Genomic DNA, 19090 nt, shown 5'->3' with positions numbered 1-19090 from the left:
TTCCCTTATCATGCTCAACAAGTTTCTTTCTTCCCTGCTGCTCTCGACCCTGACCGTGGGTGGGGTGCTGGCGCAGAACGCGGCCAACCCCGCCCGCAACTTTAAAGCCTACTCCGTGGCCGGCAAAAAGGCCCAGGTGTACGCCACCGTAGCCGGTACCGACCAACGCCTGGCCGCCGGCTCCAGCCTGAGTTTTCAGCCCGCGCCCCAACCGCTGGAAACCCAGGTGTGCGTATTCGTGGACCCCACCAAGACGTTTCAGACGATGCTCGGCATCGGGGGAGCCCTGACCGACGCGGCGGCCGAAACCTACGCCAAGCTCAGCAAAGACCAGCAGCAGGAATTCATGCAGGCCTACTACAGCCCCACCAAGGGCATTGGCTACACCCTGGCCCGCACCACCATTGCCAGCTCCGACTTCAGCAGCGCCCCCTACGACTACGTGGCCGACAAGGACGAGAGCCTGAAGACCTTCAGCGTCAAGCACGACGAGCAGTACCGCATTCCGTTTATCAAGCAGGCCATTGCCGCCGCCGGGGGCAAGCTCACGATGTACGTGGCGCCCTGGAGCCCGCCGGCCTGGATGAAGGACAACAGCAACCGCCTCAAGGGCGGCAAGCTGCTGCCCCAGTACCGCCAGACCTGGGCCGACCACTACGTGAAGTTTATCCGGGAGTATGAGCGCCAGGGCATTCCGATTTGGGGCCTGAGCACCCAGAACGAGCCCATGGCCGTGCAGAAGTGGGAATCCTGCCTGTTTACGGCCACCGAGGAGCGCGACTTTATCAAGGAATACTTGGGGCCCACGCTGAAGAAGAGCGGCCTGGGCGACCGGAAGCTCATTGCCTGGGACCACAACCGGGACCAGGTCTACCAGCGCGCCAGCACCATTCTCGACGACCCCAAGGCGGCCCAGTACGTGTGGGGCGTGGGTTACCACTGGTACGAAACCTGGACCGGCAGCAGCATGATGTTCGACAACGTGCGCCGGGTGCACGAAACCTACCCCAATATGAACCTGCTGCTCACCGAGGCCTGCATCGAGAAGTTCGACTTCAGCAAGGTCAACGACTGGGCCCTGGGCGAGAAGTACGGCATGTCGATGATTAACGACTTCAACAACGGCAACGTGGGCTGGACCGACTGGAACGTGCTGCTCGACGAGCAGGGCGGCCCCAACCACGTCAAGAACTTCTGCTACGCCCCGCTTATCGGCGATACGCGCACGGGCAAGCTGGTGTATACCAACATTTACTACTACATCGGGCACTTCTCCAAGTTTATCCGCCCCGGCGCCAAGCGCATCGTCAGCTCCTCCAACCGGGACCACCTGAGCACCACCGCCTTCCTCAACACCGACGGCAAAGTAGCCGTGGTAGTAATGAACGACGGCGACCAAAAGCAGGACTTCCAGCTCTGGATGCAGGGCCAGGCCGCCGCTGTCAGCAGCCTGCCCCACTCCATCATGACGCTCGTTATCAACTAGCGGCTAACCGATGTGGAGCTGCGCTGCCTCTCAAAAAGCTGCCCCTAGCCGCCCCGAAGCCCTGGAAACAGCACCCGAAGCCGCAACTACAGCGTCCGAAGGTCTGCCCACAGCAAGCGAAGCTTCCCGCACACCGCCCGAAGTCTCGCACGTAGCCCCCGAAGCGCCAACTACAACGACCGAAGAGGCATCCCATAGCTAATTTGATGTTTCAGACACGGTAGCTGGGGCCTCGGGGCGGCGGGTGGCTATTGCGGCTACCAGCCCGCCGGTTGCCGGACTCTTTACTTCTCTTCTCAGCCCACTTTCGCTCCGGCCGCCGCCCCGCCGGCCGCTTGCGCGATTTTCCCGGTTTCATCAGGCATGATTACTCTCCCAAAACAGCTGGCTTTCCGTTGGCCACGAGTGCGCCGCCTGCTGCTGGCGGTGGCCCTGCTGGCGCCGGTAGCGGCCCGGGCCCAGCAGCAGCCCCCAGCCGACTACGCTAATCTGAAGCGCTACGCCGCGGCCAACGAGCGGCTGCCCGCCCCGCCGGCCAGTCCGGCCCGGGTGGTCATTATTGGCAACTCCATTACCGAAGGCTGGGTCAAGACTGACTCGGCCTTCTTTGCCGGCAAGCCCTACGGCTACATCGGGCGGGGCATCAGCGGGCAGCACACCGGCCAAACCCTGCTGCGCTTCCGCCAGGACGTCATCGACCTGCGGCCGGCCGTGGTGGTCATCATCGTGGGTACCAACGACGTGGCCGAGAATGGCGGCCCCTACGTGCCCGAGCACACCATGAGCAACATCAAGAGCATGGTGGAGCTGGCCCAGGCCCACCGCATTCGGGTGGTGCTGGCCTCGGTGCTGCCCGCCACCGACTTCTGGTGGCGCAAGGGCCTGAATCCGGCACCCAAAATTGTGGCCCTCAACCGGCAGTTCCGAGCCTACGCCGACCAGCAGCACCTAGTCTACCTCGACTTCCATACCCCGATGGCCGACGAGCAGCAGGGCCTGAAGAAAGTGTACGGCGAGGACGGCGTGCACCCCAACCTGGCCGGCTACCGGGTGATGGAGCCCCTGCTCAACCAGGCCGTGGCCCAGGCTCTCAAGCGCAAATAACCCGTTTACCCCTTCCGCTTTTTCTCTCCCTTTCCTCTTTTTTCCGCATGGCTGTAGTTGCTCCTTCCACCCTGGGTCCGCCCACCACCGACCACGACCAGAACACCCCGAGCTACACCTCGGCCTTGTCGTCGCTGACGGTGCTCTTCTTCATGATGGGCTTTATCACCTGCCTCAACGACATCCTGATTCCCTACCTCAAGTCCATTTTCCAGCTCAACTACACCCAGGCCAACCTGATTAACTTCTGCTTTTTTGGAGCCTACTTCGTGATGGGCATTCCGGCCGGCTGGCTGGTTAAGCGCCTGGGCTACAAGGGCGGTATGCTCACGGGCTTCGTGGTGGCGGCCCTGGGCTGCTTCCTGTTTTACCCGGCCGCGGCCAGCCGCAGCTACGGGCTGTTTCTGGCGGCGCTGTTTGTGCTGGCTACCGGGGTGGTGCTGCTGCAAGTGGCCGGCAACCCTTACGTAGCCATTCTGGGTCCGGCCCGCTCGGCCCCGGCCCGGCTCACGCTCACCCAGGCCTTCAACTCGCTGGGCACCACTGTGGCCCCGCTGCTGGGCACCTGGCTGATTTTGTCCCACCTGCCGGCCCTGGATACGCCCCAGGCCGCGGCGGCCATCGACGTGCGCGCCGTGCAGGTACCATACCTGGGCATCGGGGCCGTGCTGCTGGTCATCAGCGCCCTGCTGGCCCTGCTCAAGCTCCCGACTATTACGCACGCCCCGGCGGCCGGCTCCTCTTCCCAGAGCATCTTGCAGTACCGCCACCTGCTGCTGGGCATGGTGGGCATCTTCGCTTACGTGGGCGGGGAAGTAGCTATTGGCTCCCACATTGTGAGCTATTTGCATTTGCCCGAGGTAATGAATATGGCCCCGGCCGTGGCTGGCAAGCAGGTGTCGTACTACTGGGGCGGGGCCATGGTGGGCCGCTTTATTGGAGCTTACCTGCTCAATAAGTTTAACCCCGGCCGGTTGCTGGCCTTCAACGCTATTGGCGCCGTGCTGCTGCTCATCATCTCGGCCCTGACCCGGGGCGAAGTGGCCATGTGGAGCCTGCTGGCCGTGGGCCTGATGAACTCCATCATGTTTGCCACCATCTTCACCCTGGCCGTGGCCGGGCTGGGCCGGCACACCGAGCAGGCCTCGGGTTTGCTGAACGTGGCCATCGTGGGCGGTGCCATCGTGCCCCTGCTCTTCGCCGTGGTTGCCGATGCCAGCTCCCTGCGCTGGGCCTTCGTGCTGCCTGTGCTCTGCTACGCCTACATTTTCTGGTACGGGCTCAAGGGGCACGTGTTCCGTCTGCCCGCCGTCTAAGGCTGCTTCTTTTAGCCCTCTTATACTTTATCCTTTAGCAAGCTACGCTCATGGGCCGCCAGCGGCAAACTCTCCACCTCACTCTCCGGCAGCGCCAGCAGCTCGACGACTACCTGCGCCAGAACGACTTGCTGCCGGTGCAGCACAATCGGGCTCAGGTGCTGCTGTACTGGGCCGCGGGCCACTCGGCGGCGGCCTGCGCCCAGCGCCTGGGCACCACCGACGACCGGGTGTACGCTATGCGCCGCGCCTACCGCCGCCTGGGCCTCACGGCCTACCTGGCGGCCTCGGTGCAGGGCGGCGCACCCACCAAGCTCACCCCCGCCGCCGAAGCCGCCCTAACTCACCTGGTGGCCGACGAGCCGCAAGCCTCCTGGAGCCTGCGCCAGCTAGCCGAGTTCTTGGTGGGCGCCGGCTACACCCCCTCCATCAGCTACGTCACCGTGAGCAAAGCTCTGAAGCGGATCCGGCAGACCACGCCCGTGACTGGGGCCTGCCACTAACGGCGGCCCGGCTTTTTGCTCCGCGCCGAACCCGCACAAAAAAAGGCACCTTACTAGGTGCCTTTTTTTACTTCTCTTCCAAACCAATTGTATCCCTTCTCCACCATACGTACCCGGGTCGGGCCCTGACAAGTACTCTGGAGTTCAATTGATAGTGGAAAGGTAGTGGGCCGCGCTGGGCGGCGGAAGTTTATTACACCAACCCCGGCTTAGGCGGTATCAACCGGCCGTTGGGGGTAGGCAGCGCGGCTTTAGCGCCCAAACAAAGCGGCCAGCAGGGGCTCGTCCTGGCAGTACACGTCGGCATAAAACTGCAGCCGGCCGTTGTCGGCCTGGCAGGTGTAGTAGCGAATCTGCAGGGGCAGGCCCTGGGCCAGGTCGAAGCGGCACTTCTCGCGCTGGGCAATGCTGCGGCGCACACTGGTCAGGGCCGCCTGCTGGTTTTCGCGCCGCAGCAGGTAGGTAGCCAAGGCCAGCGGCTTCTCGACCCGCACGCAGCCGTGGCTCAGGGCGCGCTGGGGCCGCTGAAACAGGCTGCGCGCCGGCGTGTCGTGCAGAAAGACGCTGTGCTGGTTGGAGAAGTAAAACACGATGTTGCCCAGGGCATTGTGCCGCCCCGCCGTTTGCCGAATGGTGTAGGGAAACGTTTCGGGCGTGACCGTGCGCCAGGGCACGTGCCAGGGGTTCACCAGCCGGCCCCGGGCGTCGTAGAGACGGTAGTGGTTGTCGTAGAGGAAGCTGGGGTCGTCCTGGAGCTGGGGCAGTATTTCGCGCACGGCAATACTATAGGGCACCCGCCAGTCGGGCGCCGTCACGAAAACGATAAGCCGGCTGCTGAGCGTGGGCGTGGGCGTTTCGGGCTTGCCCACCACCACCCGGTGGCTTTGCACTACCCGCCCATTCTTGAGTATTTGCAGCCGAAACGCCGGAATATTGACCAGGGCCACCTCGCCGGTATCGGCCGCCGGGGTTTCCCAACGCAGCCGCTCCAGATTCACGGCCACCCGCCGGAAGTCGGCCTCGTTGCCGGTCAGTCCCAGCGAATCGGTGACGGCCAGCTGCTGGCTCCAGGCCTGCTGCACCTGCCGGTAAGTAAAGCTGCGGGGCTGGCCCTGCAGCAAGGCCGGCGCCAAGGTTGCCGCGGCCAGGGCCTGCTCCAGCGCGGCGGTGGCCTGCCGGGCTGCTTCGCCCCCGAGCGGGACGGGCTGCAGAGTGCGGGCGTCGAGCTGCCCGGCGCGCAGGTGGGCCGCGTAACGCAGCAGGGCATCGGTGAGGCGCAGCTCGAAGGTGGCCAGCTGCCGGCTGCGGGCGTCGGTGGTGGTGGCCGCCGCCAGCGAATCGGGCAGAGCAACCAGCAGGGAGTGGCCGTAGGTGGCCGGGCGCAGGCCAAACTCCCGGGCCCGGCCCAGCAGCTGCACCGCCTCCCGGGCCGGACTACTCCAGCCAGCGGAAGCATCCGTCCAGGCCGGTTCGAAACCCCGCTGCGCGTAGAAGGTCTGGACTACGGCCCCGGCCTGCAGGCCCAGGCGGGCGTAAGTAGCCGGGGCGCCCAGCGCGGCCGTGTCGAGAAGGGCGCGTAGGTAGAGCACCGCCGCCGAGCCGCGGCTCACGGCTGCGTCCGGCTTCTCGCCGCCGGCTACGGCTCCACTTGGAGGCCCTAGCAGCGCGCAGCAAACCAGAACAGCCCCTAAAAAGGCAGGCCGCACACTACTTCTTCGCCCGTGTATCATCGGATTGGCCAGAAGGGTGGAAAAAGCCGGGCAGGTATAGCTTACAGCATAGAAGCGCGGTTAAAAAATCGTCGTCACCAGCCCTCAGCAGACCGGTGGCCTTTTCCTAAGTTACGCAATAATCCCCTGGCAATCAAGCCTTATCCATGCTGCCCAAAACCCGCTGCCCGCAGCACCCGGGCCGTGACCAGCAGTTGGCCGAGGTGGCGCATGGTGTGCTCCGCTGCGTGCACCAGCAGGCCCAGCACCGTGGACGGCAGCTGGGCCCGGCCCACGCCCCGGACTTCGGTTAGGGTAGCTTCCGGCGTGGCCTTTAGCTGAACCAGGGCGGCATCTACTTGCGCGTTGAAGGCCGCTACCAGCTCCCCGACCGTGCCTCCCGCCGCCGGCGCCTGCCCTTCCTGCTGCAGGGCTTGCAACTGCACCGGGCTCAGGGCTTCGCCCCGGGCGTAGGTCAGCAGCCGGTCGAGTACCCCGCGCAGGTGCTGCAGGTGAAAGCCCACCGAGGCCACTCCGCCGGGTTGCTGCCAGAGCTGGTCGGCGGGAAAATCGAGGAGCTGGGCCTGCAGTTCCTCGCGGGCCTGCAGCAGGGCGTGGGCCACGGGCTGCAGCAGGGGCGGCACGCCGGGCAGCGGCCCGCGCAGCCATACTTCCGGAAGGTTGGGAGGGTGCATAAGTAGACTAACCGGCAAAGGATATTCTTGTTAGAACGCCTTTTTGTTTGCTTTTTGCTGATTCGAAATGCTTTTTCTCACCACCGCCCCGGTCGTTTCCGGTCGGTGTTACCCTTTTTCGGCCCATGTTAGAAGTCTCGCAGCGTGGCCACGCTATGCCGTTGTCGCCGTACCGCCGGCTCACGCCCTTCGCCGACGCCGCCAAGCAGCGCGGTGTGCACGTGCACCACCTCAACATCGGCCAGCCCGACATTGAAACCCCGCCCACCATGGTGGCGGCCGTGCAGCAGGCCGACATCCGGGTGCTGGAATACAGCCCCACGGCGGGCTACCTGAGCTACCGCCGCAAGCTGGCCGCCTACTACCAGCGGGTCGGCATTCCGGTCAGCGTCGACGATATTCTGGTGACGACGGGTGGCAGCGAGGCTATTTTCTTTGCCCTGATGTGCTGCCTCAACCCCGGCGACGAGCTCATCATTCCCGAGCCTTTTTACGGGGCCTACACCGCCTTTGCCGTGGCTACCGACGTGCGCATTGTGCCCGTCACGTCTTACCTGGCCGACGGCTTTGCCCTGCCGCCCATCGAGGAGTTTGAGCGCCGCATCACGCCCCGCACCAAGGCCTTGCTGCTGTGCACCCCCAACAACCCCACGGGCTACGTTTACAGCCGGCAGGAGCTCGAGCTGCTCAAGGACCTGTGCGTGCGCCACAACCTGTACCTGCTCTCGGATGAGGCCTACCGGGAGTTCTGCTACGACCGGGAATACGTCAGCGCCCTGCACCTGCAAGGAGCCGACGAGCACCTGGTAGTGCTCGACACGATTTCGAAGCGCTACAGTTCCTGCGGGGCCCGCATCGGGGCTTTTGTTACCAAGAACAAGGCCCTGCAGCTGGCCGCCTTCAAGTTTGCCCAGATGCGGATTAGTCCGCCCGGCTTGGCTCAGGTGCTGGCCGAAGCCGCTTCGGAGCTGCCCGAGAGCTACTTCGACCACACCAAGGCCGAATACCTGGCCCGGCGCGACCTGATGGTGCGCCGCCTGCAAGCCATCCCCGGCGTGCAGTGCCCCGTACCCGGGGGCGCGTTCTACGTCATGGCCCACCTGCCCGTCGACGACTGCGACCGGTTCTGTCAGTGGCTGCTCGAATCGTTTGCTTATGAAAATGAAACGGTGATGTTGTCGCCGGCCAGCGGCTTTTACGCCACCAAGGGCCTGGGCCGGCAGCAAATCCGGATGGCCTACGTGCTCAACTGCGCCGACCTGGACCGGGCCCTGACCTGCCTCGAACAGGCCCTGCTGGTGTATCCCGGCCGGGAAATTGCGGTGCCCGAGCCCGCCCTCGACCACAGCCACTAAGCTGTTTTTCGCCTACTTTCTCCACCGCTTTCCTCCATGCAAGTACAATCCGCCCCCGTTACGGCGCCGCCCGTTGCCAACCGCCATTCCCTGGGCCTACGGCTCTGGCACTGGGGCAGCGCGGCCGTTATTTCCGGCCTGCTCACCACCATTCTGTTCCTGTTCGTGATTCTAAAAATGAAGACCGTGGGGCCGCAGTTTCAGGAGGTGCTGCAAAAAGAGGGCGTCACGATGAGCAAGGAGCAGGTGCGGGGCCTGACGCGCATCATTTCCCACCGCATCTGGGACTGGCACATTTACCTGGGCGTGGCCTTGTCGTTTCTGCTGCTGTTCCGTATCGCGCTGGAATTTGTGCAGCCCCGGGCGCAACGGTTTGCCACCAAGCTCGGCGTGGCCCGGCAGTATGCCCAGCAGGTGGGCGCCGATGTGCGCGACACCCGCCACTCGGTGCTAGTCAAATACTCCTACCTGGCCTTCTACCTCATGCTCACGGTCATGGTCGGCACGGGCCTGGTGCTGATATTCGCCGACGACGTGGAATTTCTGCACAAAATCGAGCACACCGTTAAGGAAGTGCACAACGTGACGATGTACCTGGTCCTGGCCTTTATCGGGTTTCACCTCGGGGGCGTGATGTGGGCCGAACTGACCAAGAACCGGGGCATCGTGTCAGACATGATAAACGGCGGCAAATAGCCCCGTCGGCGGCCGGCCACTCGGCTGGGTTAGCAAAATAAAACCGCTTCTACCCGGGCTAGAAGCGGTTTTGTCGTTTTATAGTGTCAATTTCAGGGCTGATACCCTCCGGCCTGCTTTCTTCCGCTTTCGATTTCTGCTCCATGCTTCCTTTTCTTTCCCGCCTGACTGCCTTTTCCGCCCTGACGCTGAGCCTGCTGGCCGGCCCCGCCCCTACGGCCTGGGCCCAGAGCAAAGCGCCCAGCCGCTTCATGACCGACAGCTTGGACCGCTACATCGAGCGGGGCATGCGGCAGTGGCAGATTCCGGGCTTGTCGGTGGTGGTCATCAAAAACGGCAAGGTGGTCGTCAGCAAGGGCTACGGGGTGCGGGCCGTGGGCAAGTCTGAGCCCGTGGACGCCAACACGCTGTTTATGATTGCCTCCAACACCAAGCTCTTCACCGGTACGGCCCTGGCCAAGCTCGAAGACGACAAGAAACTGTCCCTCAACGACCGGGTCGACAAATACCTGCCCGGCTTCCGGCTCTACGACTCGGTGACGACGCGCCTGGTGACCGTGCGCGACCTGATGGGTCACCACTTCGGCACCAAAACCTTCCAGGGCGACTTCACCTTCTGGGACTCCGACCTGAGCCGCCAGGAAATTGTGCAGCGCATGCGCCTGCTCAAGCCCAGCGGGCAGTTTCGCAAAGACTACGGCTACTGCAACGCCGGTTTCGTGGCCGCGGGCCTGGTCATTCCGGCCGTTACCGGCGGCACTTCCTGGGACGACTACGTGCAGCAGAACTTCTTGCAGCCCCTGGGCATGAGCAATACCTACACCGGCACCGCGGGCTTCGAAAAGCGGGCTAACATTGCCCTGCCCTACTCCAACACCTTCGGCCCGCTCACGCCGATGCCCTTCGACCACATCGACAACATCGGGCCCTGCGGCAGCATGGTCTCCAGCGTGAATGACTTGGCCAAGTGGATGCAGTTCCAGCTCGACAGTGGCCGTTACCAGGGCAAGCAGGTGATGAGCTGGGCGGCCCTGCGCAAAACCCGGGACCCCAACACCCTGCTTTCCACCCGCAAGTCCAGCGCCCTGCCCACCCACTACATGACCTACGGGCTGGGCGTATTCTCGGCCGACTACGCCGGCAGCCAGGTATTCTGGCACACGGGCGGGGCCACGGGCTTCGTCAGCAACGTGTGCTTTGTGCCCGAGGAGCAGCTCGGCATTGCCATCCTGACCAACAACGACAACCAAAGCTTTTTCGAGGCCCTGCGCTACCAGATTCTGGACAGCTACCTGGGCGTGCCTTACACCAACCGTAGCGCCGCCTACCTGCCGGGAGCCCGCACCGGCGACCAGGAAACCTACGCCGCCGTGGCCAAGCTGCAGAAGCGCGTGGCGCAGAAAAAGAAGCTGCCCCTGGCCCTGGATGCCTACACCGGCCAGTTTTCCCACCCGCTGTTTGGGCCCATCAGCATTGCCAAGCAAGGCAAGCAGCTGCTGGTGAGCTTCTCGAACCATCCTAACCTGACGGCCACCCTGGACTACATGGACGGGCAGGAATTCCGGGCTACCTACTCCAACCCCACCTATGGCATCTTCCCGGCCGTATTCAAGGTGGAAGGTCAGCGCGTGGCCAGCGTGGAAATGCGCATTAACCCCTTCATCGAGTACGATTCCTACCTGTTCAGCCGTTTGTAGGAAGCGGCGGCTTTTCCGGCCGCCGGTAGTTCCTCTTTCACCTTCAGTACGCACTATGCGGTGGCGTTTATTTCTAGCGGCCTTGGGCCTGGGCAGTAGCCTGGCGCTGGCCCAGGGCCCGGCTCCCGCGGCGCCGGCCGGCTCCCGCACGAGCCTCACGCTCAAGTTTAACGGGGAGCCCGTGGCCATCGACACGGCCTTTTCGCGCCTCGAAGTCAGCACTGGCGTCAACAAAGTGCTTAGCCTGAACCTGGTGCGCACCGACAGCCCCGACGACCAGGGCCTGACCATTCTCATCGACCAGTTTCCGCTGACGGTGGGTCAGTACCGCTTCAAGGAAATTCTGAGCGGGCACGTGCGCGACGCCTCCTACCGGCAGGGCCGCACCACGGCTTATTCTACCGCCTGCGGCCTCAACGACGGGGTGGTACAGGTGCTGGCCCTCGATGCCCAGCGCCACCTGATTCGGGGTACCTACCGGGCGGTGCTCTGCGAGGCCGAAGCCCGCCCCGGCACCAAGCGCCGCCGCTTCACGGTGGAAGGCACTTTCCAGGGCCGCTATTTTAGTCAGTAGGCCATGCAACCCCGGCGCCGCCGGGCGGGTCATGCTCCCGGGCACCTTGGTGGAGCCTAGCTTTTTGCCGCTTGCCGCGTCCGGGGCAAGCCGTAGGAAAGCATTTTTTGAATTTTAATTCCGAGTTAAATACCAGAGCTATTTAGCCTTGCTATTAAATAGCAAGGTCAAACCGTTATTCATTTTTAGGATCAAGGCTGGAATAGAAAAACGTGGCATGATTTTGCCTGCGCGCCGCTTCCCTTTTTGCTTGCTTTCTTTTCTTTTTGTTTCCCTAATACTTATTACATGAGTAGAGACTTTACTTCTACAGTTCGCTTTTTTTTATTTCTCGCTACTCTTCTTTCAGCGCAATATGCTAAGGGTGGTGATACCTTGACGGTAGCCAAGTCTTTTTACCACATTGATTATTCTAAAAATATCATTCTGGTCAACAAGGGCGTAACGGCCGGTACGCCGCAGGATCTGGATCCGATAACGCATCTGCAACTCGACCGGACGTACACTTTCCTTAGTTCGCTGAACGCGGCCGAAACGGATTCGGCGTACCAGGTCGCCAACCAGGGCCGGCGCTTTACCCTGTACTTTACCCAGCTTCCGGTTATTCACCTCGACGCCCGCAACCCCATCGTCGACAGCCCGAGCACGTACGCCAAATTCACGCTGGCGGAGCCCAACGGCGCGGTTACGGAGCTAAACGCGGGGGTAGAAATCCGCGGGGGCTTTTCCCAGACTTACCCCAAAAAGTCGTATGAGCTCAGCCTGTGGAACGACACCACCGGAGCTACCACCCGCGACGCGCGCCTGCTCCAGATGCGCACCGACAATAAGTGGAACCTGCAGGCTTTATACAATGAGCCCCTGCGCATGCGCAGCAAAGTAGCCAATGAGCTGTGGCAGGAAATTCACCAGCTGTATTATAAAGCCAGTGAGCCGGAAGCTAAAATTGGCATTGCTACCGCCTACGTTGAAGTGTTTGTGAACAACGAATACAAGGGCATTTATGCGCTTACGGAACGAATAGACCGTAAGCAGCTGAAATTAAAAAAGTACGACAAAGGAATTAAGGGCGAGCTGTACAAAGGCAGCGACTGGGGCGGTGCCGTAACGTTTACGGAGCTGCCGCCCTACGATAATTCCAGTGAAACGTGGGGTGGATTTGAGTATAAACATCCGGAGGAAGAAATTAATTGGTCCAACCTGTATTCGTTCGTGGACTTTGTTAAGAACACTCCGAATGAAGAGTTTTACAGCCGTTATAAAGCATGGCTCAAGCTGGATAATGCCGTCGACTATTATATTCTGCTGAATTTGCTGCGGGCCACCGATAACACGGGCAAAAACCTGTATATCGCCAAGTACAAGACCGGGGAGCCTTACTTCTTCGTGCCCTGGGACTTGGACGGGGTTTTCGGCACCGATTGGCAGGGCCTCAACTCGCCGACGACGGACGACTTACTCACCAACGGACTCTACGACCGGCTGCGCGAGGACTGCTCTCCCAACGGCTTCCGGGCCACGCTCAGCCAGCGCTGGACCCAGCTGCGCGCCACCGTGCTGACGGAGGAGAAGATTCGGGCCAAGTTTGCCACTACCCATACCTACCTGCGCTCCAACAACGTGTACGCCCGCGAACAGCTGGCCTGGGGCGAGTTTACGTATGGCCTCGACCAGCTCACGTACATGAACTCCTGGCTCCGAAGCCGCCTCACGTACCTGGACGCGGCCTTCACCCAGCCCTGCAACAATACCACGCTGGCCACCACCACGGGCCGCTTGGCCCCGGCTCTCACGCTGTACCCCAACCCGGCCAATGACTACGTGGTAGTGGAAACTACCGAGCCCTACGAACTCTGCATCCGCAACGTGCGGGGCCAAGTGCTGCTGCGGGCGCAGGGCCGGGGCCGCCAAGAGAAAATAGCGCTTGGCGCCTTGCCCAAAGGTCTGCACGTAGCCACCGTGACGAGCTCTACGTCGGTCCGGACCCACAAGCTGCTCATCAACTAGCAAGGTTAGGCAGTAGGCTTGCCCCCACCGCTGATCCGCAGATTCCCGCCTTGTGCAAGCCCGTACGGCTTACGCGAGGCGGGAATTATTGTGTCAGGGCCCCGGTAAAGCCGCAGTAGCGCTGCCAGTTGAGCTTCGGCAAGCTTTACCAGTAGAAAGGCAGCCTGAAATAACTGTTCAATTTTAGTATTATTCTATTTATTTTTTGCATAATATTCGTTATACTGCATGGTAAATAACGCGAGATAGTTGCCACTTGGGCTCAGGGTTTAACGCTGGCAACTGCCTTACGGCACCTCGATTAGTTTCTCCCTATCTGTGCTGTCCATTTTTGCCCTATGCTGATGAACAAGAAGCTACGGAACCTGGTGTTTGGGCTGCTGCTCCTGGTCTGCAAGCCAGCGGCTGCCACCACCATTGCCTTTTACGTCAACGGCCACCCCGATGACTGGCAGCTGTTTATGAATCCGGACGCCTATCAGGACCTGACCAGTCCGGATACCCGGGTAGTGTTTATATACCTGACTTCCGGTGACCAGGACCTGCGCGGGGGGGGCGACGGCTCGTTGCCGCTGTACCTGGCCCGCGAGAACGGGGCCCTGCGCTCCAGCAGCTTCGCCTCCAACCTAGCCCAGGCCGCGTCCAGCCCCGGGGCATTGGGCCCGGTAGAAACTGGCATTTTCAACCAGCACCGGGTAGCGCGCTACCGCTACCGCAATGCGGTGCACTACTTTCTGCGCCTGCCCGACGTGGCCGATTGGCAGAGCATCACCCACCTCGACCAGTTTCACCGGCGGCCCCTGCCCTTGCAGACAATCGACGGGGCCGCTACCTACACCACCTGGGCCGATCTGACGGCCACGGTGCGGGCCATTATTCTGGCTGAAAGCCAGGGGGCCCTCAATGCGCATCTGAACGCCCTGGATCCGGATGTGCGCTACAACCCCGAGGACCACCCCGACCACCGCAATGCCGGTTCCATTGCCGTGGAAGCCTGTCAGGGCCTGAAAGCCCGGATCAAGCTGTTTCAGGGCTACGCTACGGGCCTCTACCCCGAAAACCTTTCGAACGAGGAAAAACTCAACGAGTCGGCCCTGTTTGCCCTGGCGGCCAGCGCCACCACCGAGGCCGGCTACGACAACACCTGGGAATATTGGCACAAGGCCTTCATCGGCAAAAACTATTACCGCCTCTACTACGACCCGGTGAGCCTCCAGGCCAGCGGGCTGCCTTCCATTGATGGACTACCGGTAACCTCGACGACGGCCAGCGCGTTTTCGCTCGAATACATTTCCCCCCCCGGCCACTCCGATGCCGACCAGAACATGGTAATGCAGGCCCTGGACCGGGCCAGCGAGTTTATTTCCTACCACAAGCGGCACTTCAACAACATGCACCTGTTTGTGTATGCGTCCTTGCTGCTGGGTGGTTTTTTCCTGGGTCTGCTAGTCATGAAACGGCGCTACGCGGCGGTAGCCGAGCCTTTGCGCCACGCCACGGCCTAGCTTCTTGTTCCTCGGCCGATTCAGCGCCCGGACCTGCCCGCCAGGTCCGGGCGCTGGTTTTTTAGGGGTGGGCCCAACCCCGGACCGAGCAGCAAGTGGGCCACAGGCAAAGACGACGGCCCGAAAACCAGGCCGCCTGATTTCCGCAGTGGACGCCGCCGGTGCTTATCTTGGCCCGCCTACGGGGCCGGCGCTTCGTCCGGCTGCTTCATGATTTCTGCCATGCTCGTCTCTGCTTCCCAACCCGCTGCCAAGCCGTACCGGGGCTGGCTCCTGCTCTTTGTCATCGTCAAAATCGGGCTGCAGTACCTGGTGACGCACCCTATTTACGAGCTGCACCGCGACGAATTCCTCCACCTCGACCAGGGCAACCACCTGGCGGCCGGCTACGTGTCGGTGCCCCCGCTTTCGGCCTGGGTGGCGGGCCTGATTCAGCTGCTGGGCAACACCGAAGGCTGGGTGCATTTCTTTCCGGCCCTGTTTGGGGCCCTGACGCTGGCCGTGGTGTGGGCGGCGGTGCACGAGCTGGGCGGGGGCCTCTACGCCAAGGTTCTGGCCGCTACGGCCGTGCTGTTTTCGGTCGTGTTGCGCCTGAACCTGCTGTTTCAACCCAACTCTTTCGACGTGCTGGCCTGGACGGCGGCCTACTACTGCCTGCTGCGCATGGTGCGCGACGCGCACTGGCGCTGGCCGGTGCTGCTGGGCGGGGCCGTGGGCCTGGGCATGCTCAACAAGTATAACCTCGTATTCTGGGCTGCCGGTATGGTTCCGGCCCTGCTGCTCACGACCCAGCGCCGGTTGCTGCTGCTGCCCCGCACCTATCTGGCGGTGCTGGTGGCGCTGCTGGTGTTTTTGCCCAACCTATTCTGGCAGTACCAGCACCACTGGCCGGTGCTCTGGCACATGCGGGAGTTGCAGCAAAGCCAGCTGGTGCACGTCGACCGGGCCGATTTTCTTAAGGAGCAGCTGCTGTTCTTTTTCAACAGCGTGGTGGTGCTGGTGGCGGCCGGCGTGGGTCTGGTGCGCTACCGGCCGTTGCGGCCCTACCGGTTTGTGGGCTGGGCGGTACTGTTTACGCTGGCCTGGTTTACCTTGATGCACGCCAAGAGCTACTACGCCGTTGGCGTGTACCCGATTTTGCTGGCCGTGGGCAGCGTGTATTTGGAGTACAGCTGGCAAACCGGGCGGTGGCGCTACCTGCGGCCGGCGCTGCTGGTGCTTATTGCCGTGCTGTTTTTGCCCATGCTGCGCGTGGCCTTTCCGCTCCAGTCGCCCGAACAGATCCGGCAAAGCCCGGGTCCCTACGAAAAACTGGGGTTGCTGCGCTGGGAAGACGGCCGAAACCACGCCCTGCCCCAGGACTTCGCCGACATGATTAGCTGGCGGGAAATGGCGAATCTGGCCCTGCAAGGCTACCGGCAGCTCACGCCCGCCGAGCGGCAACACCTGATTATTATCACCGACAACTACGGCGAGGCCGGGGCCCTGAACTTCTACAACCACGGCCGCATGCCCGCCGCCGTATCCTACAACGCCGACTACGTGTACTGGTTTCCGCCGCTGGAAGGCCTGCAAACAGTAATGCTGGTGACGGAAGACCCGCTGGAAGCCGACGACGCCATTCACTTCAAAGCCGCCACCCTGGTGGGTCGGGTGCAAAACCCGCTGGCCCGCGAAAAAGGTACGGCCGTGTACTTGCTGCGCGGGCCCGACGCGGCCATTATTCAGGAAGTGCGGCAGCAGATACGGGACGAGCAGCGTCGGATGCGCGGTTGGCCGTAGTGCCGGTTTCGAGCATTTCCACAACCTGCGCCCGGAGCCGCTTCAGCGACTCGTGGGCGAAGCGCCGCTGCAGCATCCGGCCAAACAGCTTGAAGCCCAGCCAGTAAAACGGGTTGCGGATGCGGCCTACCTGGGAAAAAGCGTGGATGTGAAACACGACGCGGCCGGTTGCCAGGTTTTTGTGGATGGTAAATTCAATCTGCCCCCGCTCGAAGTGGCCTTCCAGGGTGCGGTAGTTGTAGCCCCACACTTGCTCCTGGGTGCCGTCGGGCAGGGCGCGGGTTTCGTCCGTGACGCCGCCGATGCGCACCCCAAACCAGAAGGTGAAAAACAAGAACTGGCCCCGTAAGACCATCGTGCGGTTTTCCAGGGGCGCATCGGGCACGAAGATGCCGGTAATGAGGTCGGAGGGCGGGAAGGTGTAGTTGCGCAGAATCGTTTGGCCCGCCTGCCAGGAGCCGTGCGCTTCGGGCGGGCCGGGCGCCTCCCCGGGCAGCTCGATTTCGTAGTCGTCGATGCGCCAGCCGTTTTCGGCGGTGTACTCGGCCGTGCGCTCCAGGTCGAAGTTGACCTGGGCCTTGCCGAAGGATTCGAGCCGGGCCCGCTGCACTTCCCAGAGCGGGGGCTGGTTGGGGGCGGTGGGGTTAGGCATGGGCTTGGGCTTCCGCCGAGTTTTTGTCGTGCTCAATGGTTTCGACCTGGACCGGGCCGCGGGCGTGGCCGCCGCTGGCCTGGGCCACTTTCTCGCAAAACAGCTCCCAGGTTTGCTGCTGCACTTTTTTGCCCATGCCCAGCGTGTCGTAGGTGAAGGCCACGAGCCCGTCGCGGGAGCGGGCCCAGGAGTGAATTTCGAAGCGCAGCGCTTCTTTGCCCAGGGGCGCCACCGAAAACTTGATGCGGCCCGCCTCGGGGTGGTCTTCCAAGGTCACGAACTCGAAGCAGTCGGGGGTGACTTCCGTGACGCGCACCGAGCCGTTCCAGGGACCCAGAATTTTGATGGAAAACTCGTCGCCCTGGCGCAGGCCCTGCTCGTGGCCCTTTATTTTCTCAAACTGGGCCAGCAGATCGGGCGAGTAGTGGGCCACGTTATTCTGGATGGCCTCCATGAGCTGCCCGGCCGTGAGGGCGGGCCGGTCGATATCGATGTAGTAGCGCCGCTCAAACAGGGGGCCGGAGCCGGTGCTGGCGGGTTGCTCGGGTTTTTTCATAAGGGAATCAGGCCCGCTGAGGAAATGCAGCCGGCCGTCTAGCCCCTAACGCGGGCCGTCCGGCGCGGGTTGGGTTTTGCGGCCCTTGGACTTAGCCCCGGCAATTCCCGCTACTTTTGCACTTCCTCACCAGCTTCGCCCCGCTGCATGCGCACTTCCCGGATTTCTCAGTTTCTGCTCTCGACCCGCTTTGTGGTACCTCTCTACGCGGTCCTGACCGTGCTCATCAGCTTTCAGCACTACTTCAAGGGCACAATCAACAACTACCTGATTTTCGTCAAGCCCTTTTTCAACCTGGTGGCGGGCAAAAATCTCTACCTCGAATACCCCGAGTACTACTACGATACCTACAAGTACAGCCCGGTGTTTGCCCTGTTTATGGGCCTCTTTGCCTGGATGCCCAACTGGCTGGGCCTGCTGCTCTGGAACGTGCTCAACAACACGGTGCTCTATACCGCCGGCCGCCGCCTGTTCCCCGAAGTGCGCCGGCAACTGCTGTTTCTGCTCCTGATTTTCATCGACGTCATGACGGCCCTGCACAACAGCCAGGCCAACTGCCTGCTGGTGGGCCTCATGCTGTGGACTTACCTGAACCTGGAAAACCGTAAGCCCGTGTGGGCTGGGCTGTGCCTGGCCCTGGCCTTCCTGATTAAGATTTACGGCATCGGTATCGGGCTGCTGTTCCTGTTTTACCCGGGCTTCTTCCGCAACAGCTTCTGGGCCGGACTCTGGCTGCTGGTATTGGGCTTCACACCCCTGCTGGTGGTCAACTGGACCGACTTTCAGATGATTTACCGGGGCTGGTACGACATCGTGCGGGCCTCGGCCACCGGCGTGCAGCTCTCCCTGATGGGCGTGCTCGACACTTGGTTTGGCCTGCACGTGTCCAAGGGCGCGGTGCAGCTCACGGGCCTGATTTTCCTGCTTATCCCGCTGGGCTACTGGCGCCGCTGGACCGAAACCCACTACCGCCGGCTCTACGTTTCGTCCATCCTGATTTTCGTGGTCATCTTCAACCAAATGGCCGAGTCGCCCACCTTCATTATTCCGGTGGTGGGCTTCGTGTTCTGGTTTTTGCACTACCGCCGCAGCACGCCCCTGGCCTGGCCCCTGTTTGTGCTGGTAGCACTGTTTACCTCCTTATCGGCTACCGATATCTACCCCCATTTCATCCGCGACGGGGTTTTCGACGCTTACAAAATCAAGGCCGTACCCATGATTCTGGCCTGGCTGGTTATTCAGGGTCAGCTGCTGTTCTACCCCCGCTGGCGCGAGCGGCTGGCCGCTGCCGCTGATGCCGCCGAGCAGGAAACCCTGGCCGCCGAAGCTGCCCCAGCCCAGTAGCGCGAACTGTGTAGTTCGCGTGCCAGAACGACCATCGTTGGCGCGGCACGGGGCACGCGAACTACACAGTTTGCGCTACTCCACCCCACCGCCGCATTGCCAAAAGCCC

General features: G+C 62.3%; 16 protein-coding genes. 12 read left to right on the top strand and 4 right to left on the bottom strand.

What is annotated here, in order from left to right:
* Positions 1-10 precede the first annotated feature (10 nt).
* The 4 genes from CLV45_RS00325 (at position 11) to CLV45_RS00310 (ending at position 4409) form a co-directional block, all read left to right on the top strand.
* The gene (locus CLV45_RS00325; RefSeq protein ID WP_100334413.1) at positions 11-1486 is read left to right on the top strand and encodes a glycoside hydrolase family 30 protein; all 1476 of its coding nucleotides are present in this window, start codon (positions 11-13) and stop codon (positions 1484-1486) included.
* A gap of 363 nt (positions 1487-1849) precedes the next feature.
* Positions 1850-2590 carry a GDSL-type esterase/lipase family protein gene (locus CLV45_RS00320; protein WP_100334412.1) on the top strand — a complete coding sequence of 247 codons (741 nt, stop codon included), beginning with the start codon at positions 1850-1852 and terminating at the stop codon, positions 2588-2590.
* A gap of 47 nt (positions 2591-2637) precedes the next feature.
* On the top strand, positions 2638-3906 hold the full coding sequence (locus CLV45_RS00315) for a sugar MFS transporter (protein ID WP_100334411.1): 1269 nt from the start codon (positions 2638-2640) through the stop codon (positions 3904-3906).
* Between the two features lie 50 nt (positions 3907-3956).
* Positions 3957-4409 (top strand): helix-turn-helix domain-containing protein, encoded by a 453-nt coding sequence (locus CLV45_RS00310; RefSeq protein ID WP_100334410.1) that lies wholly within the window; start codon positions 3957-3959, stop codon positions 4407-4409.
* 251 nt (positions 4410-4660) lie between these two features.
* Here the strand turns inward: CLV45_RS00310 and CLV45_RS00305 are convergent, their stop codons facing one another.
* Both CLV45_RS00305 and CLV45_RS00295 read right to left on the bottom strand, forming a co-directional pair.
* Entirely contained in the window at positions 4661-6019 is a 1359-nt protein-coding gene (locus CLV45_RS00305; RefSeq protein ID WP_157807193.1) for a L,D-transpeptidase scaffold domain-containing protein, read from the bottom strand.
* Between the two features lie 260 nt (positions 6020-6279).
* Entirely contained in the window at positions 6280-6813 is a 534-nt protein-coding gene (locus CLV45_RS00295) for a DinB family protein (RefSeq protein WP_100334408.1), read from the bottom strand.
* Between the two features lie 125 nt (positions 6814-6938).
* Between CLV45_RS00295 and CLV45_RS00290 the strand changes: the two genes are divergently transcribed.
* The 7 genes from CLV45_RS00290 (at position 6939) to CLV45_RS00260 (ending at position 16429) form a co-directional block, all read left to right on the top strand.
* Positions 6939-8168, top strand: coding sequence for a pyridoxal phosphate-dependent aminotransferase (locus CLV45_RS00290; RefSeq protein WP_100334407.1), 1230 nt, complete (start codon positions 6939-6941; stop codon positions 8166-8168).
* A 36-nt stretch (positions 8169-8204) separates the two neighbouring features.
* Positions 8205-8864, top strand: coding sequence for a cytochrome b/b6 domain-containing protein (locus tag CLV45_RS00285; protein WP_100334406.1), 660 nt, complete (start codon positions 8205-8207; stop codon positions 8862-8864).
* A 143-nt stretch (positions 8865-9007) separates the two neighbouring features.
* On the top strand, positions 9008-10561 hold the full coding sequence (locus CLV45_RS00280) for a serine hydrolase domain-containing protein (protein ID WP_100334405.1): 1554 nt from the start codon (positions 9008-9010) through the stop codon (positions 10559-10561).
* Positions 10562-10616: 55 nt separating this feature from the next.
* Positions 10617-11135 carry a hypothetical protein gene (locus tag CLV45_RS00275; protein WP_157807192.1) on the top strand — a complete coding sequence of 173 codons (519 nt, stop codon included), beginning with the start codon at positions 10617-10619 and terminating at the stop codon, positions 11133-11135.
* A 375-nt stretch (positions 11136-11510) separates the two neighbouring features.
* The gene (locus CLV45_RS00270) at positions 11511-13142 is read left to right on the top strand and encodes a CotH kinase family protein (protein WP_170061788.1); all 1632 of its coding nucleotides are present in this window, start codon (positions 11511-11513) and stop codon (positions 13140-13142) included.
* Between the two features lie 344 nt (positions 13143-13486).
* A complete protein-coding gene (locus tag CLV45_RS00265) occupies positions 13487-14647 on the top strand; it encodes a PIG-L family deacetylase (protein ID WP_157807191.1) in 1161 nt (386 codons plus the stop codon).
* A 222-nt stretch (positions 14648-14869) separates the two neighbouring features.
* Positions 14870-16429 carry a glycosyltransferase family 39 protein gene (locus tag CLV45_RS00260; protein WP_157807190.1) on the top strand — a complete coding sequence of 520 codons (1560 nt, stop codon included), beginning with the start codon at positions 14870-14872 and terminating at the stop codon, positions 16427-16429.
* Here the strand turns inward: CLV45_RS00260 and CLV45_RS00255 are convergent.
* Positions 16368-17081, bottom strand: coding sequence for a DUF1990 domain-containing protein (locus CLV45_RS00255; RefSeq protein WP_100334400.1), 714 nt, complete (start codon positions 17079-17081; stop codon positions 16368-16370). The genes CLV45_RS00260 and CLV45_RS00255 overlap by 62 nt on opposite strands.
* The gene (locus CLV45_RS00250; RefSeq protein ID WP_100334399.1) at positions 17074-17637 is read right to left on the bottom strand and encodes a DUF1990 family protein; all 564 of its coding nucleotides are present in this window, start codon (positions 17635-17637) and stop codon (positions 17074-17076) included. The genes CLV45_RS00255 and CLV45_RS00250 overlap by 8 nt, the downstream gene beginning before the upstream one ends.
* A 147-nt stretch (positions 17638-17784) precedes the next feature.
* Between CLV45_RS00250 and CLV45_RS00245 the strand changes: the two genes are divergently transcribed.
* Positions 17785-18981, top strand: coding sequence for a glycosyltransferase family 87 protein (locus CLV45_RS00245; RefSeq protein WP_100334398.1), 1197 nt, complete (start codon positions 17785-17787; stop codon positions 18979-18981).
* The last annotated feature ends 109 nt before the right edge of the window (positions 18982-19090 follow it).

Origin of the sequence: Hymenobacter chitinivorans DSM 11115 (assembly GCF_002797555.1) — a bacterium.
GTDB classification, from domain to species: domain Bacteria; phylum Bacteroidota; class Bacteroidia; order Cytophagales; family Hymenobacteraceae; genus Hymenobacter; species Hymenobacter chitinivorans.
This window is presented reverse-complemented; position numbering and strand designations above follow the sequence as displayed.

Coding starts and splice junctions, on each gene's coding strand:
- CLV45_RS00265 (WP_157807191.1), top strand. CDS start 13,487: ATGAACAAGAAGCTACGGAACCTGGTGTTTGGGCTGCTGCTCCTGGTC.
- CLV45_RS00275 (WP_157807192.1), top strand. CDS start 10,617: ATGCGGTGGCGTTTATTTCTAGCGGCCTTGGGCCTGGGCAGTAGCCTG.
- CLV45_RS00325 (WP_100334413.1), top strand. CDS start 11: ATGCTCAACAAGTTTCTTTCTTCCCTGCTGCTCTCGACCCTGACCGTG.
- CLV45_RS00320 (WP_100334412.1), top strand. CDS start 1,850: ATGATTACTCTCCCAAAACAGCTGGCTTTCCGTTGGCCACGAGTGCGC.
- CLV45_RS00255 (WP_100334400.1), bottom strand. CDS start 17,081: ATGCCTAACCCCACCGCCCCCAACCAGCCCCCGCTCTGGGAAGTGCAG.
- CLV45_RS00280 (WP_100334405.1), top strand. CDS start 9,008: ATGCTTCCTTTTCTTTCCCGCCTGACTGCCTTTTCCGCCCTGACGCTG.
- CLV45_RS00245 (WP_100334398.1), top strand. CDS start 17,785: ATGCGCACTTCCCGGATTTCTCAGTTTCTGCTCTCGACCCGCTTTGTG.
- CLV45_RS00250 (WP_100334399.1), bottom strand. CDS start 17,637: ATGAAAAAACCCGAGCAACCCGCCAGCACCGGCTCCGGCCCCCTGTTT.
- CLV45_RS00310 (WP_100334410.1), top strand. CDS start 3,957: ATGGGCCGCCAGCGGCAAACTCTCCACCTCACTCTCCGGCAGCGCCAG.
- CLV45_RS00285 (WP_100334406.1), top strand. CDS start 8,205: ATGCAAGTACAATCCGCCCCCGTTACGGCGCCGCCCGTTGCCAACCGC.
- CLV45_RS00315 (WP_100334411.1), top strand. CDS start 2,638: ATGGCTGTAGTTGCTCCTTCCACCCTGGGTCCGCCCACCACCGACCAC.
- CLV45_RS00295 (WP_100334408.1), bottom strand. CDS start 6,813: ATGCACCCTCCCAACCTTCCGGAAGTATGGCTGCGCGGGCCGCTGCCC.
- CLV45_RS00260 (WP_157807190.1), top strand. CDS start 14,870: ATGCTCGTCTCTGCTTCCCAACCCGCTGCCAAGCCGTACCGGGGCTGG.
- CLV45_RS00290 (WP_100334407.1), top strand. CDS start 6,939: ATGTTAGAAGTCTCGCAGCGTGGCCACGCTATGCCGTTGTCGCCGTAC.